General features: G+C 33.9%; 15 protein-coding genes. 13 read left to right on the top strand and 2 right to left on the bottom strand.

Features of this window, described 5'->3' with window-relative positions; translation table 11 throughout:
* Positions 1–3: 3 nt before the first annotated feature.
* A complete protein-coding gene (locus EYD46_RS09950; protein WP_130936935.1) occupies positions 4–1,134 on the bottom strand; it encodes a vWA domain-containing protein in 1,131 nt (376 codons plus the stop codon).
* A gap of 239 nt (positions 1,135–1,373) precedes the next feature.
* On the opposite strand from EYD46_RS09950, the gene EYD46_RS09955 reads away from it, so the two are divergent.
* A complete protein-coding gene (locus tag EYD46_RS09955; RefSeq protein WP_130936936.1) occupies positions 1,374–3,320 on the top strand; it encodes a S9 family peptidase in 1,947 nt (648 codons plus the stop codon).
* 45 nt (positions 3,321–3,365) lie between these two features.
* On the opposite strand, the gene EYD46_RS09960 is transcribed toward EYD46_RS09955, so the two are convergent.
* Positions 3,366–4,043 (bottom strand): Crp/Fnr family transcriptional regulator, encoded by a 678-nt coding sequence (locus tag EYD46_RS09960; protein WP_130936937.1) that lies wholly within the window; start codon positions 4,041–4,043, stop codon positions 3,366–3,368.
* Between the two features lie 163 nt (positions 4,044–4,206).
* Between EYD46_RS09960 and EYD46_RS09965 the strand changes: the two genes are divergently transcribed.
* From EYD46_RS09965 to EYD46_RS10020, 12 genes are all read left to right on the top strand, one after another.
* Positions 4,207–6,582, top strand: a complete 2,376-nt coding sequence (locus EYD46_RS09965) for a heavy metal translocating P-type ATPase (protein WP_130936938.1) — start codon at positions 4,207–4,209, stop codon at positions 6,580–6,582.
* Positions 6,583–6,775: 193 nt separating this feature from the next.
* Positions 6,776–6,961, top strand: coding sequence for a cbb3-type cytochrome oxidase assembly protein CcoS (gene ccoS / locus EYD46_RS09970; RefSeq protein ID WP_130936939.1), 186 nt, complete (start codon positions 6,776–6,778; stop codon positions 6,959–6,961).
* Between the two features lie 10 nt (positions 6,962–6,971).
* Positions 6,972–9,155, top strand: coding sequence for a cytochrome-c oxidase, cbb3-type subunit I (ccoN, locus tag EYD46_RS09975; RefSeq protein ID WP_130936940.1), 2,184 nt, complete (start codon positions 6,972–6,974; stop codon positions 9,153–9,155).
* A 71-nt stretch (positions 9,156–9,226) separates the two neighbouring features.
* Positions 9,227–9,412, top strand: a complete 186-nt coding sequence (locus tag EYD46_RS17985) for a CcoQ/FixQ family Cbb3-type cytochrome c oxidase assembly chaperone (RefSeq protein WP_130936941.1) — start codon at positions 9,227–9,229, stop codon at positions 9,410–9,412.
* 85 nt (positions 9,413–9,497) lie between these two features.
* Positions 9,498–10,424, top strand: coding sequence for a cbb3-type cytochrome c oxidase N-terminal domain-containing protein (locus tag EYD46_RS09985; protein ID WP_130936942.1), 927 nt, complete (start codon positions 9,498–9,500; stop codon positions 10,422–10,424).
* Positions 10,425–10,487: 63 nt separating this feature from the next.
* Positions 10,488–11,912, top strand: coding sequence for a cytochrome c oxidase accessory protein CcoG (gene ccoG / locus EYD46_RS09990; protein WP_130936943.1), 1,425 nt, complete (start codon positions 10,488–10,490; stop codon positions 11,910–11,912).
* A gap of 210 nt (positions 11,913–12,122) precedes the next feature.
* On the top strand, positions 12,123–12,569 hold the full coding sequence (locus EYD46_RS09995) for a FixH family protein (protein ID WP_130936944.1): 447 nt from the start codon (positions 12,123–12,125) through the stop codon (positions 12,567–12,569).
* A gap of 1 nt (position 12,570) precedes the next feature.
* Positions 12,571–13,272: a sulfite exporter TauE/SafE family protein gene (locus EYD46_RS10000; protein ID WP_130936945.1), complete on the top strand. Its 702-nt coding sequence runs from the start codon at positions 12,571–12,573 to the stop codon at positions 13,270–13,272.
* A 233-nt stretch (positions 13,273–13,505) separates the two neighbouring features.
* Positions 13,506–14,177: a TetR/AcrR family transcriptional regulator gene (locus tag EYD46_RS10005; RefSeq protein ID WP_130936946.1), complete on the top strand. Its 672-nt coding sequence runs from the start codon at positions 13,506–13,508 to the stop codon at positions 14,175–14,177.
* A gap of 2 nt (positions 14,178–14,179) precedes the next feature.
* Positions 14,180–15,838 carry a peptidase domain-containing ABC transporter gene (locus tag EYD46_RS10010; protein ID WP_130936947.1) on the top strand — a complete coding sequence of 553 codons (1,659 nt, stop codon included), beginning with the start codon at positions 14,180–14,182 and terminating at the stop codon, positions 15,836–15,838.
* A gap of 12 nt (positions 15,839–15,850) precedes the next feature.
* Positions 15,851–17,209 (top strand): HlyD family secretion protein, encoded by a 1,359-nt coding sequence (locus EYD46_RS10015; protein WP_130936948.1) that lies wholly within the window; start codon positions 15,851–15,853, stop codon positions 17,207–17,209.
* Complete coding sequence (locus EYD46_RS10020) at positions 17,206–18,609, top strand: TolC family protein (RefSeq protein ID WP_130936949.1); 1,404 nt, start codon at positions 17,206–17,208, stop codon at positions 18,607–18,609. The genes EYD46_RS10015 and EYD46_RS10020 overlap by 4 nt, the downstream gene beginning before the upstream one ends.
* Positions 18,610–18,668: the final 59 nt, after the last annotated feature.

Genomic DNA, 18,668 nt, shown 5'->3' on the forward strand with positions numbered 1-18,668 from the left:
TTTCTATCCTCGTATCCTCTTTTTTCTATTTGTTTCATAATCTTCAAAAATCATTTCTCCTAGACCTTTCAACCCAGTATAGAATGCTTTTCCTTGATTTGCATAGGTAAACTCCCTTACAAATTGCATTAAATAGCTATCTTTTGCTATCATAAATGTTGTGATTGGAATATGCAGACGTCTGGCCTGTTGTGCCATCATGTAGCATTTATTGATAATATGAGTATCTAACCCCATACTATTTTTATAATATTGCCCATCTGGTAAACGTAAACAACTAGGTTTACCATCTGTAATCATAAAAATCTGTTTATTCGTATTTCGCTTTCGTCTTAACAAATCCATCGCTAATTCTAATCCCGCCACCGTATTTGTGTGATAAGGACCTACTTTTAAATATGGTAAGTCTTTAATCTCTATTCGCCATGCATCATTACCAAATACAATAATATCTAATGTGTCTTTTGGATATCTTGTTGTTATTAATTCTGCCAATGCCATGGCTACACGTTTTGCTGGTGTAATGCGGTCTTCTCCATATAAAATCATACTATGGCTAATATCAATCATTAGCACAGTACTCATTTGGGATTTATGCAAGGTTTCTTCAACAACTAAATCATCTTCAGATAGTGTGAAATCAGATATTCCGTGATTTATTTGGGCATTCTTTAAACTTTCAGTCATAGATACTTTATCCAAAGCATCTCCAAATTGGTAGCCTCTAAAATCTCCAGTATGCTCGTCTCCTATTCCTGGACTTTTACTTTTATGATTACCTTGTCCACTACGTTTTATCTTACCAAATATTTGATCTAATGCCTGCTGACGTATTGCTCGTTCCGTCTTAGCAGTAATTGCTAATGAAGAACCATTACCATCAGGGTCTATTTCTTCTCGTAGATAGCCTTTCTTTTTCAGGTCTTCAATAAAATCCTCAATGGTGTACTCTGGTGTGGTAAGCTTGTATTCCTTATCTAATTCTCGTAACCAACTAATCGCCTCATCAAAATCTCCAGAAGTGTGTGTTATAAGTTCTTTAAAAATTTCAAAAAGTGTATCAAAAGGCGATTTGTAAGGTGCTTCGAATGATTTAAAAGCAAATCCTTTTCTAAAAACTTTGTTGTTTTTCATAGCAGTATAAAAATACTACATTTTCAAATAAAAAAAGAAGACTAGTGATAGATTTATCAATTTCTTTAACTAGATCCAAACTTTACAGAAATACACCTCTTCCTTGCCTTAAAAATGTGTTTTAATAATAAGTATGTTTATAGTTTCAAGCTGTACAATTATAATTATTAGACAATTAATATTTCTTATATTAGAGAAATCCTACATTGGGTTTGTTAATTCTTTAAAAGTCAATCAATATGAAAAAATTATTAATCTTTTGTGCTTTGGTTGTTTTCTTCTCTTGTAAAAAAGAGAAAGGCACCAAAGAAGTTGCTTTAAATCTAAAGCAATATACCATTGAACAGTTCATGGATAATGAAGCTGTAGGCGGAGGAAGTTTTTCTCCAGACAAATCAAAGCTGTTAGTATCTAGCAACAAATCGGGCATTTATAATATGTATACTGTGCCAACAACTGGTGGCGAGTTTGTACCAATTACTCAGTCTGATTCCTCATCAGTGTTTGGAATATCCTATTTCCCAGAAGATGAGCGTATGTTATATCGTGCAGATAATAATGGAGATGAGATATACCATATCTACCTTAGAGATATAGATGGTTCTATAAAAGATTTAACTCCAGATGAAGGTGCAAGAGCCACTTTCTACGGTTGGGCCCATGATGGCAAAAGTTTTGGCTACGGTTCTAATAAGAGAGATAAACGTTTTATGGATATATATGAGATGAATGTTGAAGACATGTCCTCTACACTTATATATAAAAATGATGAAGGTTATAATATGAATACTATTTCTAGCGATAAAAACCTTTTTGCATTGAGTAAAACCATTAACACTAACGATAGTGATTTGTTTATTTACAATAGAAATAACAAATCTCTTACCAAAGTTAATGAAAACCAAAGTTCAAATTCTGGACAAGATTTTTCACTAGACGGAAAATCACTTTATTATACAACTGATAAGGGTAGTGAGTTTTCGTATGTTATGAAATACGATATTGTTACTGGAAAAAAAGAAAAGATTTTAGAAAAACCATGGGATATTATGGGGATGTATTTTACTCATAACGAAAAATATATGGTAGCATATATTAATGAAGATGGAAAAAATGCTATTGAAATAACAGATGTAGCATCTGGTAACATTATAGATTTACCAGACTTTAATAATGGTAATATTACTAGTGTTGGATTTTCTAGAGACGAAAATATGATGCGCATGTATGTTGGCGGCTCTAATAGTCCTGCAAATTTATTCACATATAATATTAAGACTAAAGCGCAACATAAATTAACAGATGTACTTAATGATGAGATTGCCCCAGAGCATTTGGTAAAAGCAAAAGTAATTAGATACAAATCTTTTGATGGTGTTGAAATTCCTGCAATTTATTATTTACCTCATCAAGCTTCAACAGAACATAAAGTCCCTGCGCTAGTATTAGTTCATGGTGGCCCTGGTGGCCAGAGCAGACAAAACTTTAGTTCGCTCACTCAATATTTGGTAAACCATGGGTATGCCGTTTTAGCAGTAAATAATAGGGGAAGTAGTGGGTATGGCAAAACGTTTTTTCAAATGGATGATTTAAACCATGGTGAGAAAGATTTACAAGATTGCGTAGAAGGCAAAAATTGGTTAAAAATTCAACCTGAAATTGATGCTAATAAAATAGGTATTATGGGTGGCTCTTACGGTGGTTATATGACTATGGCTGCCTTAACTTATAAACCTGAGGAGTTTGCAGTTGGTGTTAACATTTTTGGTGTAACAAATTGGTTACGTACATTAAAAAGTATTCCGCCATGGTGGGAATCATTTAAAGATGCACTTTACAAAGAACTTGGAAATCCGCATACAAAAGATTCTGTACGATTAAGAAGAATTTCTCCTTTATTCCATACTGACAAGGTTACAAAACCATTAATCGTTCTACAAGGTGCAAAAGACCCAAGGGTTCTTCAAGTAGAATCTGATGAAATAGTTGAAGGCGTAAAGAAAAATGGTGTTCCAGTTGAATATGTTTTATTTGAAGATGAAGGCCATGATTTTGTGAAAAAGAAAAATCAAATTGAAGCCTATAGCAGTATTTTAAAGTTTTTAGACACCTACTTGAAAAAAGAAAATCAACCCATTGATGGAGAATCACAAGTAAAAGAAATTGAGGCAAAAAATGCTGAATAATAAAATAAGGCTCTGAATATTTCAGAGCCTTATTTAGTTTATCTTTTATTCCACACGCCGCAGTCCATTGGAATCTTCGATTTTTATGTATTTACCAACCGTAGAAATTAATCCCTGTTTTTTGAACTGAGATAGTACTCTTATTGCCGATTCTGTAGCAGTACCTACAATATTAGCGTAATCTTCACGAGATAACATAAGGCTTATTGTACCATCAGGGTTAGTTCCAAAATTCTTCTCTACATAAAGCAGAGTTTCGGCTAAACGCTGTTTTACTGATTTTTGAGCCATGTCTACAATGATGTCGTCAGCTTCCTTTAGATCATGCGCCATATCTTTTAACATGTCTAATGTAAACTTAGGGTTTCTTTGTAAATCTGAGATGATTTCACTCTTAGGTATAAAACAAACTTCCATATCATTTAAGGCAGTAGCTTGTAAGTTAGAACTTTCGTTAGACACCAAAGAACGCTGCCCGATAAGCTCTCCTTTAACAACCATCTTTACAATTTGATCTTTACCATTTTCACTCAATTTAGTTAACTTACATATACCGTCCTTAACACAGTAAACACCATTTATGGTCTCTCCTTCATCAAAAATAACTTCTCCCTTCTTGATAGTTCTGGATGTTTTACAACTAGAGATACGAACTAGCTCATCTTTAGTTAAAGATTTTAGTGCATTAAATTGTTTGATAATGCATTGTTCACATTTACTCATACCAGACCTATTTAGTATTGTAAAAATAGGCAAACAAATCCGTAAAACCAATAGTAAGTAATAGTCTGAAACGAATATTTTATTTTACGAAAAACATGACGGATGTCATATTTTAAAAGCTTCTTATGTATCAATTTTGCTTTAGGTAAAAAGAGCAAATATTATGGAAGCAAAAACATGTTTCCACTGTGGTTTAGATGCCACAACTTCAGGAATTTTTTTTGATGAAAAATCATTTTGTTGCAATGGTTGTAAAACTGTGTATGAGATATTTTCTACTAACGATTTAACTTGTTATTACGATTTACAAAACGCACCAGGTGCTACACCAAAAGAGATAGAAGGCAAGTATAATTTTTTAGATAATGAAAAAATTGTAGAAAGCCTTTTGGAGTTTAATGATGAGAAAACACAAATTGCGACGCTTTACATTCCTCATATTCATTGTAGTTCCTGTATTTGGATATTAGAAAATTTAAATAAGTTGCATCCTTCAATTAGTACATCTATTGTAAATTTTGGAAAGAAAACTGTTAGAGTAAATTACAACACTACGCATTTTTCTTTAAAAGAATTGGTTAGGCTTCTAAACAGTATCGGCTACGAACCCTTTATAAGTTTGGATGATTATAGTGTTGGTAAAAAAAATGCAGATCGTTCTTTAATTTATAAACTGGGAATTGCGGGATTTGCCTTTGGAAATATTATGTTTTTGTCGTTTCCTGAATATTTCCAAGTTGATGGTTTTTGGATTGAGCAATATGCCCCTGTTTTTAGATGGCTCATGTTTACTTTTTCACTTCCAGTAGTTTTTTATTGTTCTCAAGACTATTTTATTTCTGCATACAAAGGCCTAACATCTAAACTTTTAAATATTGATGTACCCATTGCTTTGGGTATTACAGTTTTGTTTTTAAGAAGTACTGCTGAAATTGTATTTGATATTGGTACTGGCTTTTTTGATAGCTTGTCTGGATTGGTGTTCTTCCTGCTACTCGGGAAATTTTTTCAACAGAAAACTTATAATTTTTTATCGTTTGAACGTGATTACAAATCTTATTTCCCTATCGGAATTACCAAAATAGACAATAAAGGCAAGGAGCAATCTATTCAGGTATACGATATTAAAAAGGGAGATAGACTTTTAATTAGAAACGAAGAGTTAATTCCTGTAGACTGTATTTTAATTAATGGTAATGCTAGGATTGACTATAGTTTTGTAACTGGAGAATCCGATGCCGTTTCAAAACAATCCGGCGATAAACTTTTTGCTGGAGGTAAACAAACCGAAGGTAGTATTGAAGTGGATGTTTTAAAAACTGTTGAGCAAAGTTACTTAACACAACTATGGAGTAACGATGTGTTTAACAAAAATAAGGAAGATAGCTTTACCAATCTTACTAATAGTATCAGTAAGCAGTTTACTTTAGCTGTACTCAGTATCGCGATACTAGCAACAAGCTATTGGCTAATCGTGGATAGTTCTAAGGCATTAAATGTATTTACCGCGGTACTTATTATTGCTTGCCCTTGTGCTATTGCTTTGGCTGCACCGTTTACTTTTGGGAACTTATTACGCATTTTTGGTAAGCAAAAATTTTATGCTAAAAACGCCTCTGTTATCGAACAATTGGCTGCAATTAACACCATAATTTTTGATAAAACTGGAACTATTACAGCTAATAAGGAAACCACCATAGCTTACGAAGGCACTGCGCTTTCTGAAGCTGAGGAAGTACTATTAAAGAGCTCTTTAAGAAATTCTAACCACCCGTTAAGTCGTTCGTTATATGCGCTTTTGGAAGATAATGATATTTTAACTTTAGAAGATTATGAAGAGCATATTGGTAAGGGTATCTCGGCAAAACATCACACAAATTCTATTAAAATTGGATCTGCGCCTTTTGTTGGCTATACTTCTGAAACTACTACTTTAAATACCACTGTTCATGTAAGTACAAACAATACTTATAAAGGTAGGTTTACCTTTTATAACAAATATAGAAAAGGACTTTCGAAATTATTTAATCAGCTGAAGAAAGGTTATGATTTAGTGATTTTATCCGGAGATAATGCTGGAGAAAAAGAAAACTTAACTAAACTATTACCTGCTAAAACAAAGCTGTTTTTTAATCAGAAACCTGAGGATAAATTGGAATACATAAAACACCATCAAAACTCTGGTGCAAAAGTATTAATGATTGGAGATGGTTTGAATGATGCTGGTGCATTGGCACAAAGTGATGTTGGCATTGCTATCTCGGAGAATGTAAATGTATTTTCTCCTGCTTGTGATGTTATTTTAGATGCTACCCAGTTCAACAAATTATACGATTTTATTAAAGCCTCAAAAAAAGCGATAACCATTATAAAATGGAGTTTTGCGCTATCGTTTATCTACAACACTATAGGTTTATATTTTGCTGTTACAGGGCAACTGGCTCCTGTAGTAGCTGCTATTTTAATGCCTTTAAGTTCTATTAGTATTGTAGCATTTACAACAGTTTTTACCAACGTTTTGGGAAGAAAACTAAAATAGAGGCTGTAATGAATTTGGCAGATTAGTGCGTTAGGGATTGAACGGCATGTTTGAAATCCCCGACGTAGGAGGGATTGAGTAGTGAAAGCCCGACCCCTTGTGGGTAACGCCCAAAGAATAAAAGGAAACATGATAAATGTCATCTTTTAAAAATAAGTATGAAAGTATTTTTGAACCATAACTTCAATTAGGTATGAGTGTTATATATATTTTGCTAGCAGTAAGCATTATAGTGGCTATTGCATTTTTTGTAGCCTTTGTGATTGCCGTTAAAAAAGGGCAGTTTGATGATAGCTACACCCCTTCAGTACGCATATTATTCGAAGACGAATTGATAAAAGATAAAACCAATAAAACGATACTAACCAAGAAAGAATAAATTTTTAGATATGGAAATGCAACAATTTCATTACGATAATAAAATCGTTACTAAATTCCTTTATGCAACCATTATTTTTGGCGTTGTAGGAATGGTAGTAGGTTTACTGCTTGCCTTTATGTTTTTATTCCCTAATTTAACTGATGGCATCTCATGGTTGAGTTTTGGACGTTTACGCCCATTACACACTAATGCTGTGATTTTTGCCTTTGTAGGGAATGCCATGTTTGCTGGGGTATACTACTCGTTACAACGCTTATTAAAAACACGTATGGCGAGTGACCTTTTAAGTAATATTAACTTTTGGGGGTGGCAGCTAATTATTGTTGCTGCTGCTATTTCCTTACCGCTAGGATACACAACATCTAAAGAATATGCTGAACTAGAATGGCCTATTGATATTGCTATTGCACTAGTTTGGGTTGTTTTTGGTGTGAATATGATTTGGACGATTTTAAAACGTCGTCAACGTCATTTATATGTAGCTGTTTGGTTTTATATTGCTACGTTTGTTACCGTTGCAGTACTCCATATTTTTAACAGTTTGGAATTACCTGTTAGTGGTTTAAAAAGTTACTCTGTTTACGCAGGTGTACAAGATGCCTTGGTACAATGGTGGTATGGGCATAATGCGGTAGCATTTTTCTTAACAACACCTTTCTTAGGACTGATGTATTACTTTGTTCCTAAAGCTGCTAACAGACCTGTGTATTCCTATAGATTATCTATTGTACACTTCTGGTCATTAATATTTATTTATATCTGGGCAGGGCCACATCACTTATTATATACTGCTTTACCAGACTGGGCTCAAAACCTTGGTGTCACGTTTTCTGTTATGTTATTAATGCCGTCTTGGGGTGGTATGATAAACGGATTATTAACCTTACGCGGTGCTTGGGATAAAGTACGTACAGATCCTGTTTTAAAATTTATGGTAGTAGCTATTACTGGTTACGGTATGGCTACTTTTGAAGGCCCTACGCTATCGCTTAAAAGTGTTAATGCGGTTGCTCACTTTACAGACTGGATTATTGCCCACGTGCATGTTGGTGCCTTAGCTTGGAATGGGTTTATGGCTTTTGGATTGATTTACTACTTAATTCCAAGATTATTTAAAACAAAGTTATACTCTTTAGGTTTAGCCAATTTACATTTCTGGTTAGGCACCTTAGGTATTATTATTTATGCTTTACCAATGTACGTTGCTGGATTTACGCAATACGCTATGTGGCAACAGTTTAATCCTGATGGCACTTTAGTTTATGGTAACTTTTTAGAAACGGTTACTGAAATTATACCTATGTATTGGATGCGTGCCATAGGTGGTACGATGTATATTATAGGCATGCTTATCCTAGTTGCAAATGTTATTGCCACAGTAAGAAATGGTAGTAAAGTTGAAGATGAATTGGCAGAAGCACCAGCTTTAGAACGTGTTACCAAAAAGCGTACTGCAAGTGAAGGTTGGCACACTTGGCTTGAGAGACGCCCTATACAACTAACCTTATTAGCAACGGTAGCTATTTTAATTGGAGGTATTATACAGATTGTACCAACAATTATGGTAAAATCAAATATTCCAACTATTGCTAGTGTAAAACCATACACACCTCTAGAACTTGAAGGTAGAGACATTTATATCCGTGAGGGTTGTGTGGGTTGTCACTCTCAAATGATTCGGCCGTTTAGGCATGAGGTTGAACGTTATGGCGAATACTCAAAAGCTGGGGAGTATGTATATGACCATCCATTCCTTTGGGGTAGTAAACGTACTGGACCTGATCTACACAGATTAGGTGGAAAATATTCAGACAACTGGCACTTTAACCACATGTACGATCCCCAAAGTACCTCATCAGGATCTATCATGCCGCGTTATCAGTGGTTAATTAAAAACGAATTGGACAAATCTCAAACCGAAGCCAAAATGAAAACTATGGTTTCGCTTGGTGTACCATATTCTGATGAAGACATCGCCAACGCCCAACAAAGTATGTTGGAGCAAGGTAGCCAAATTGAAGAAAACTTACATAACGATCCTGATTTCGCAAAAATATACGAAGCAGACAAAAAATACGCTGCAGAAAATAGCGAAACCTTCATTGAAATGAAAAATAGAGAGATTGTGGCTTTAATTGCTTACTTGCAACGTTTAGGAACAGACATTAAAGTAGAAACCGCCCAGAAATAGTTAGTGGTTATTGGTTGGTGGTTATTAGTTAAAGCTGCCGACCATAACCAGTAATCAAAAACTTGAATATCATGTTAAAATTTGTAAAACATCACATGGAGAGCATTACAGGGATTGAGATCTATCCAATCATTTCATTGCTTATCTTTTTTATCTTTTTCATAGCGCTTTTTTGGTGGGTAGTAACTGCAAAAAAAGACTATATAAAAAGAGTTAGTAATATACCATTAGACAACCAAAATAACGACACATTATGAAACCGACAGTTCTAAATATCTTCTTATTTCGGAATTGTCGTGGAGGTTACATTTGTCCGCTAAAAAACAATAAAACAACCATCAAATGAAAAATTTAATTCCATCTTGGATTCGCGTTCCAGTTATATTCTTTATCATCTTTGGAGCAGTTGAGTTCTTTATAGATTCTGGTGAGAAACCTGCATTTATTGAATACCCTACAGTACTATTATTTCTCTTATTAGTATTGCTAATTCTAATTGCCATTGAAGCGATTGTTGGCGCATTAGAAAATGTAATGCTTCATAAGTTAGACGAAGAAGCTAAGGCCCGCTTCTTGGCTGAAAAGGAAAAAACATATCAATTCACTTGGCTAAAAGAAACCTATAAAAAACTATTGGGACAAAAGCCTATTGAAGAAGAAGGCGAAATCATATTAGACCACAATTATGATGGTATTAAAGAGCTAGATAATAACTTACCCCCGTGGTGGCTCTACGGGTTTTATGCATCGATAGTTTTTGCTGCCATTTATCTCGTAAGATTCCATATATTTAATGGGCCTACACAATTAGACGAGCTAGATACGCAATTGGCAGAGGCCAGAATAGAGATTGAAGCATACAAAAAAACAGCAAAAGACTTAGTGGATGTTAATACAGTAGTATTACTTACTGATGCTGAAGATTTGAGTACTGGTAAATCTATTTTTGAAACCAATTGTGTTGCATGCCACATGGCAGATGGCGGTGGTGGTATTGGTCCAAACTTAACCGATAAACACTGGATATTAGGTGGTGGTATTAAAAATGTATTTAAAACAGTTTCTGAAGGCGGACGCTCTGGGAAAGGTATGATTCCTTGGAAAGCTCAACTGAAAGCATCGCAAATAGCCAAAGTAGCAAGCTATGTGTTAACGCTTCAAGGTACTACCCCAGCAAACCCTAAAGCTCCTGAGGGAGATATTTGGGTAGATGAAACTGTACCTACTGAGTCTCCTGAAGTACAAACTGACGCAACTAATACAAAATAAGAAATTAAGCGAAGTTCTTTAACCAAACCTACGAGACTTTGACCTTTTAGGATACATAAAAAAATGGAAACCCCAGAAAACGAAATATTCAGAGATTCAATTGGTACTATTACCGAAGATGGTAAACGTGCTTGGGTATTTCCTAAAAAACCAAGTGGTAGGTTTTACGAGTACCGTAAGTACGTTAGTTACTTTTTACTGGCTTTCCTATTTCTGTCTCCATTTATAAAAATCAATGGTAACCAATTTTTGATGTTCAATATATTAGAGCGTCGGTTTAATATTTTTGGATTTCCGTTTTGGCCACAGGACTTTCACTTGTTTGTAATTTCCATGTTAATTGGTGTAATCTTCATCACATTATTTACAGTGGCTTTTGGACGTATTTTTTGTGGATGGATTTGTCCGCAAACCATTTTTATGGAAATGGTTTTTAGGCGAATAGAATATTGGATTGAAGGCGATCGTAACAAACAACGTAAACTTGATAGACAAAAATGGAATACTGAGAAAATTAGAAAAAAAGGAATTAAATTTCTAATATTCGCCATCATTTCTTTTTTAATTGCTAATGTATTTTTGGCTTATTTGATTGGTAGTGATAAATTGATAGGATACATTACTGATGGCCCATTTAACCACTTAAGCACCTTAATTTCTTTATTAATATTTACTGCTGTATTTTATTTTGTGTTTGCTTGGTTTAGAGAACAAGTGTGCATTATTGCATGTCCTTATGGAAGATTACAAGGCGTACTTTTAGATACCAAATCCATTGTTGTAGCATACGACCATAAACGTGGAGAGGGAGAAAATGGTAGAAAGAAATTCAGAAAAAATGAAGACCGTGCCAATTTAGGTCATGGAGATTGTATAGATTGTTTACAGTGCGTACACGTTTGCCCTACAGGTATTGATATTAGAAATGGTACGCAACTAGAATGTGTAAACTGTACAGCTTGTATTGATGAGTGCGACCATATCATGGAAAGTATTAATCTTCCAAAGGGATTGATTAGATATGCTAGTGAAGAAAACATAGAACGAAAAGCCAAGTTTAATCTTACGGCCAGAATGAAAGGTTACATTGCAGTACTTTCTATAATGATTGGTTTATTAGTTGGAATGCTGTTTTTACGACATGATGTAGAAGCCAATGTATTACGGTTACCTGGGCAATTATACGAACGCAAAGAACGGAATATTATTAGCAATGTTTTTACTTATAAATTGGTAAACAAGACTTCTGATGATATTAAAGACGTTAGCCTGAAATTAATGTCTCATAAAGGAGAATTAAAATTGGTATCTACTCATGATACATTTGTAGTACCAAGACAAGATATTGCAGAAGGGACGTTATTTATTGAAATAGACAATTCGGCTTTAACAGGAGATAGAAATAAAATTAAAATAGGTGTATATAAAGGCGATAAACTTATAGAAACAACAACAGCTAACTTTTTAGGACCGAGGAGTTACAGGTAACTGAGTTTACTGTAAACAGTTGCAGTAAAGCAGTCTTACCCTTTAGGTAAAATGACGTTATCGGATAAGTACATTAGAAATTGAACGGCATACTTGAAAACCAAGACATGGGAAGGATTGAGTAGTAAAATATTTGTATTCATTAATTCCAAATAAAATGCGTAAATAAAGCAAGAACCAAAAGGGAAATTATTATAAACACATAAGATTATGAAACTAAATTGGGGAACCGGAATTGTACTAGCTTTTATAGGCTTTATTGCCTTTATAATGTACTTTATAATATCTATGAGTATTGGAGATAGGTTTGACAATACCTTAGTAAGCGAGGATTATTATAGTGAGGAATTAAAATACCAAAAAGATATAGATAAGCTAAAAAATGCTAAAGACTTAAAAATAAAAATTAGTTACAAAAGAACTAACGAAGGATTAAGAATTAGTTTTCCTGAAGGTATCAATTATAAAAAAATCACTGGAAAATTGTTCCTGTATAGGCCATCTAACAAACAACTAGACTTTGAAACTGCTATTTCATTGTCTAATTCTTATTTGCTCATACCTGACGAACGTTTGGTAGATGGCCGTTGGAACATTAAAGTAGATTGGCAATATAACGGAAAATCTTATTTATTTAAGGAATCTATAAACTATTAACATGTTATTATCGGCATTTATACTGGGGCTATTAGGGAGTTTTCACTGCATTGGCATGTGTGGCCCTATTGCTTTTATGTTGCCCGTTGATCGTTCCAATTGGGTAAAAAAAACATCACAAATTACGATATATCATTTTGGCAGGCTACTGGCTTACAGTATTATCGGACTCATTTTTGGGCTAATTGGTAAAAGCCTTTATATTTTTGGTCTGCAACAACAATTATCTATTATTATTGGAGTTTTAATGATTTTAGTAGTTATCATTCCTCAAAAAACATTAAATAAACACAACTTTTCTAAACCAATTTATAGGATTATTTCCAAAATAAAATCAGCTTTAGGTAGTGCACTTAAAAAGAAAACTATGGATACTTTTTTAACCATCGGTTTTTTAAACGGCTTCTTACCTTGTGGCTTGGTATATATGGCACTGTTTGCTACTATTGCAGGAGGTAACGCAACCCAAGGTAGCTTATACATGGCTGTTTTTGGCTTGGGCACCATTCCATTAATGACTACAGCAATCTATTTTAGCCACCTCCTAAAAGGCAAGGTAAGACAGCGTATACAAAAAGCCATCCCTGTTTTTGTGGTAATTATCGGTACACTCTTTATTTTACGTGGTCTAGGTCTTGGTATTCCATACCTTTCTCCTGCACCTATTTACGATATGGTAACTAATAGTATAGATTGTCATTAAAATTAATGAAGTTCTCATGTTAAGACGTGGTCGGGCCTGCCTATCTGCCAAAATTATGTTTTATAACCAAAAACCCTCTCTTTTTGCAAAATACACTTTCCTGTAAACCCTCATTATTTATACACGTTATACATATCCATAAGATTTACTTATAGATAATATTAGTAAAAATAATAGTTTTATTAACAGTTTTAATAGTATTGCTATTATTTTTGCGTTTAAAATAATTATTTATGGACTCATTACTTTCAAATTTAAAGATTGCCGTTCCAGAAAAAATATATGTAAAAGATCCTGAATCATCATCTTTAGGAAAACGTATTGTAGAACACAGCATTATTTTAATAGACGACATTGGTTTTGATAGTTTTACTTTTAAAAAACTAGGCTCCTTAATAGGCTCTAACGAAAGTTCTATATATCGCTATTTTGAAAGTAAACATAAACTATTACTGTATTTGTCCTCATGGTACTGGGCATGGATAGAGTATCAATTGGTAATTGAAACTCACAACCTTAACCCGTCGGATAAATTACTAAAAGGCATTGAAGTAGTATCTAGAAGAACTAAGGAGGATTCAAACTTCTCGCATATTAACGAAGTGATTTTAAATCGTATTATGGTAAACGAGAATTCTAAATCATTTTTAACCAAAGAGGTAGATCAAGAAAATAAAGAGGGCTACTTTGTGATCTATAAACGTATCGTACACCGTTTACGAGATATGGTTATTGCATTAAAACCCGATTATATTTTCCCATCTAGTTTGGCTAGTACTATCATAGAAGGGAGTTTACATCAACACTTTTTAAAAAGCCATTTCAAATCCATGACAGATTGTGATACAGACATAACCCCAACAGAATTTTATAAAGATTTAGTATCAAAAACTTTACAATACTAACTATGGAACAATTAATAATGACACCCTGGAAACGTCTTGTAGGGTTACTAAAATTAGAAAAAAGAGACATCTTACAAATATTTTACTATGCCATTTTTGCTGGGGTTGTAGCGTTATCTCTGCCACTTGGAATACAAGCTATTATAAACCTTATTCAAGGTGCTCAAATATCAACATCTTGGGTAATTCTTGTAATTATAGTTACATTAGGTGTTGCTTTTCAAGGGTCGTTGCAATTAATGCAACTTAGGATAATTGAAACCATACAGCAGCGTATCTTTATGCGTTCTTCTTTCGAACTGGCTTACAGGTTTCCAAAAATTAAGATGGCAGAATTACGCAACTATTATCCGCCAGAGTTAGCCAATAGATTTTTTGATACGCTTACTATACAAAAAAGCTTATCAAAAATATTGATAGATGTACCTACAGCTGTTTTACAAATTGTGTTTGCACTAATATTACTATCGTTTTACCATCCATTTTTTATTATTTTTGGCTTGCTACTATTAATTCTAGTGTTTGTCGTATTTAAATTTACTGCAATAAAGGGTTTAGAGACAAGTTTAAAAGAATCTAAAAACAAATACAAAGTTGCGCATTGGATTCAAGAAATTGCGCGATCTGTAATAAGTTTTAAATTATCTGGAAGCACAAGTTTAGGTATTCATAAAAACGATCTACTTGTTAGTGAATACTTAAAAGCTCGTGAAAGTCATTTTAGAGTTTTGGTTTTGCAATTTATTCAAATGATAAGCTTTAAGGTTATTGTTACAGCAAGCTTGTTATTAATAGGTGGGGCCTTGGTACTAAATCAAGAAATGAATATTGGACAGTTTGTCGCTGCAGAAATCATTATTCTTCTTGTGATTGCTTCAGTTGAAAAATTAATTTTGGGCTTAGAGTCTTTCTATGACACCCTCACTTCCCTTGAAAAAATAGGTCAGATTGTAGATAAGGATATGGAAAGTCAATCTGGAGAACAAATTCCAACTAGCAAAGGGTTATCTGTAGAATTAGAAAATGTATCTTATGGAGTTAACAATAGAGACAAACACATTCTTAAAAATATTTCCCTTAAAATAAACCCTAAAAGTAGAATACTTATAAAGGGAGAAAGTGGTTCTGGTAAGTCTACGTTGTTACGTTTAGTATCTGGTGTTATAGAGGCAACCTCAGGACATGTTTATGTTAACGAGATGTCTATAAGCAGTCTACACTTAAACTTTTATCGCTCCCAGTTAGGCTTATCACTTTCAGACGAAACTCCTTTTGAAGGCACTATTAGAGATAATCTAACGTTTTCTAACACTTCTATTACAGACGATAAAATTCATGAAGTATTAGAGGTTGTAGGGCTTAAAAACTTTCTTAAGGAGCAACCCAATGGTTTAAATACCATTCTTTATCCTGACGGTAGACAATTATCCTATACCCTATCTAAAAAGTTAGTGTTGGCTAGGGCAATTTTAAAATCACCAAAAATATTAATTCTTGAAGATGCCCTAGATAGATTTAATAAAAAAGAAACCAGTGCTATCATTGAATATTTAACTGACAGCAGTAAACCTTGGGGACTTGTTGTAGTAAGTAGTAGCAGTGCATGGATTAATAAATGTACTGAGATTATTACCCTAGAAAAAGGTTCTATTAAAATTTAAAAACGAATAGTTATGCTTAATATTTCACATAACCAACTAAACAAAAAAATAGACCTATCTAAATTTAAGTCTGGGGAGGATATAATGAACAAAGAATACTACAAGTATTTTAATAGGTTTTTATTAGGAGCTGCCATACTTATGTTTATCGTGTTGTTTTTACCTTGGACGCAGAACATTTCTGGTAAAGGTTTGGTTACCACGCTGAAACCAAATCAGCGTCCGCAAACCATTCAATCTCAAATACCTGGACGTATAGAAGATTGGTATGTACAAGAGGGCGATACTGTAAAAGCGGGAGATACCATTCTAAGAATTTCTGAAATTAAGAGTGAGTATTTTGATGACCGATTGGTGGAACGTACCAACGACCAGATTGTAGCAAAATCATCTTCTGTTAATGCTTATGGCGGAAAGGTAGAAGCTTTAAACAGACAAATTTCTGCCTTGCAAAGCGAGCGTTCTTTAAAACTAGAGCAAACCAGAAACAAACTGCTGCAATCGCAACTTAAGGTAAAAAGCGATAGTATTGATTTAGAAGCAGCAAAAACCAATTTAAAAATTGCCGAAACGCAGTATAATCGTATTGCTACACTACAAGAAGAGGGGTTAAAGGCTGTAAAAGATGTTGAAGAAAAACGTTTAAAATTACAGGAAACCCAAGCAAAATTTATATCACAACAAAACAAGTATTTGGCAAGCCAAAACGAAGTGATAAATGCAGAATTAGAACTTTCCAGAACCAAAGCCTCGTTTGCAGATAAAATATCTAAGGCACAGAGTGATATGTTTACGGCACAATCCAGTCAGTTTGATACCAGAGCACAGGTTACGAAACTAGAAAATGCTAAAACTAATTACGAACGTAGAAATAGTTTGTTATATGTAACAGCTCCTGTAAACGGCATCATCAATAAAGCCCTAAGAGGTGGTTTAGGCGTTACATTTAAAGAAGGAGAAGAATTAGTAGGCATTATGCCATTGCAATACGATTTAGCAGTTGAAACATTTGTTCGCCCTATAGATTTACCGTTAATACATATTGGAGAACATGTACGTGTACAATTTGATGGTTGGCCTGCCATAGTTTTTAGTGGATGGCCCAATGTATCTTATGGTACTTATGGTGCAAAAGTTGTAGCTATAGAAAATTTTATAAGCGATAATGGTAAATATAGAATACTACTAGCACCAGATGAGTCAGACCATGAGTGGCCAACTGCTATTCGTGTAGGCTCTGGAGCGCAAACTATTGCCTTACTAGAAGATGTCCCAATTTGGTTTGAGCTATGGCGACAAATTAACAGTTTCCCTCCTAACTATTACCAACCTGAAGGAAACAAAACAGCCTCAAAAAAAGATAAAAAATGAGAATAACCATAGTAAGTATACTAATTTTCTTTAGTGGTTTAGCCTCAGCCCAAGATTCTACTTCGGTAATTTCCTTAGCTGAATATTTAGGGTATGTTAAATCGTTTCACCCTATTGTAAAACAAGCTAATTTGGTCATAAACGAAAGTGAAGCCAAATTAATGAAGGCTCGTGGTGCATTCGATCCTAAGCTTGAAGTGGATTACGACAGAAAGAAATTTAAAAATACGGAGTATTTTGATAAGCTAAATGCTACTTTTAAAATCCCAACATGGTTTGGCATTGAGTTTAAAGGCAACTTTGAAGAAAACACTGGGGAATTCCTTAATCGAGAAGCCGACGTTCCGCTGGATGGCTTATACAGCGCGGGGGTTTCTATACCAGTAGCTCGTGGCTTACTTACCAACAAACGTATGGCTATGTTAAGGCAATCGCGTTTGTATATAAAACAAGCACAGGCAGATAGGCAAATACTTGTTAATAATATTATATACGAAGCTACTGTAACCTATTTTAACTGGCTACGACGCTATAATGAAAAACGTGTTTATGAGGATTTTTTAGAAAATGCCGAAATACGCTTCAATGGCATAAAAAAGAGTCATGAAGTTGGAGATATGCCTGCTATTGATACTTTAGAAGCTAGAATTGCACTTAATAATAGAAAATTAAATTTAGAGAAATCTAGAATAAAATTTATTAAAGCCTCATTAGAGCTATCTAATTTTATATGGTTGGATAACAATACTCCTGTTGAACTGGAGACTGGTGTTGTTCCTGATGTAGATACGTTTTTATCTGTTGATGAGACCTTGAACACTTCTGGCCTTGATGTTGAAAGTTTTGATATTGAAAACCATCCAAAACTACAATCCCTAGATTATAAAATTAAGAGTTTAAATATTGAAAAACGTTTAAAGGCAAACAATCTATTACCTCAAATAGATTTACAGTATAACTTTTTATCAGAAACACCAGAAGTAGCCAGATCGTTTAGTACCTCAGCTTATAAAAGTGGATTAAACATCAATTTTCCGTTATTTTTAAGGAAAGAACGTGGCGATTTAAGGTTAGCTAAATTGAAGTTGCAAGATACTAGATTTGAAGTACAAGATACTAGAGTTAGCCTTAGAAATAAGATTGATGCCATTGATCAAGAATTAGATTCTTATCTCATACAGAGTGATTTTACTGAGGTTATTGTTAGTGACTATGCCACCATGCTCTCTGCTGAAGAACGTAAGTTTTTCTTAGGAGAAAGCTCATTATTCTTGGTAAACTCGCGAGAATCTAAACTTATTGATGCAAAGTTAAAAGCAATTGAAATTGAAAATGATTTCTTAAAAACCAAAGCGAACTTATTTAATGTACTAGCGATACCTGAAGGGCCAGCGAATTAAATTTTTAAACGAGGGTTGCCTCATCAAAGAGACTCCTAAGTTTATTTTTATGCCTATGT

This window comes from Hyunsoonleella pacifica, from assembly GCF_004310335.1.
Lineage (GTDB): Bacteria > Bacteroidota > Bacteroidia > Flavobacteriales > Flavobacteriaceae > Jejuia > Jejuia pacifica.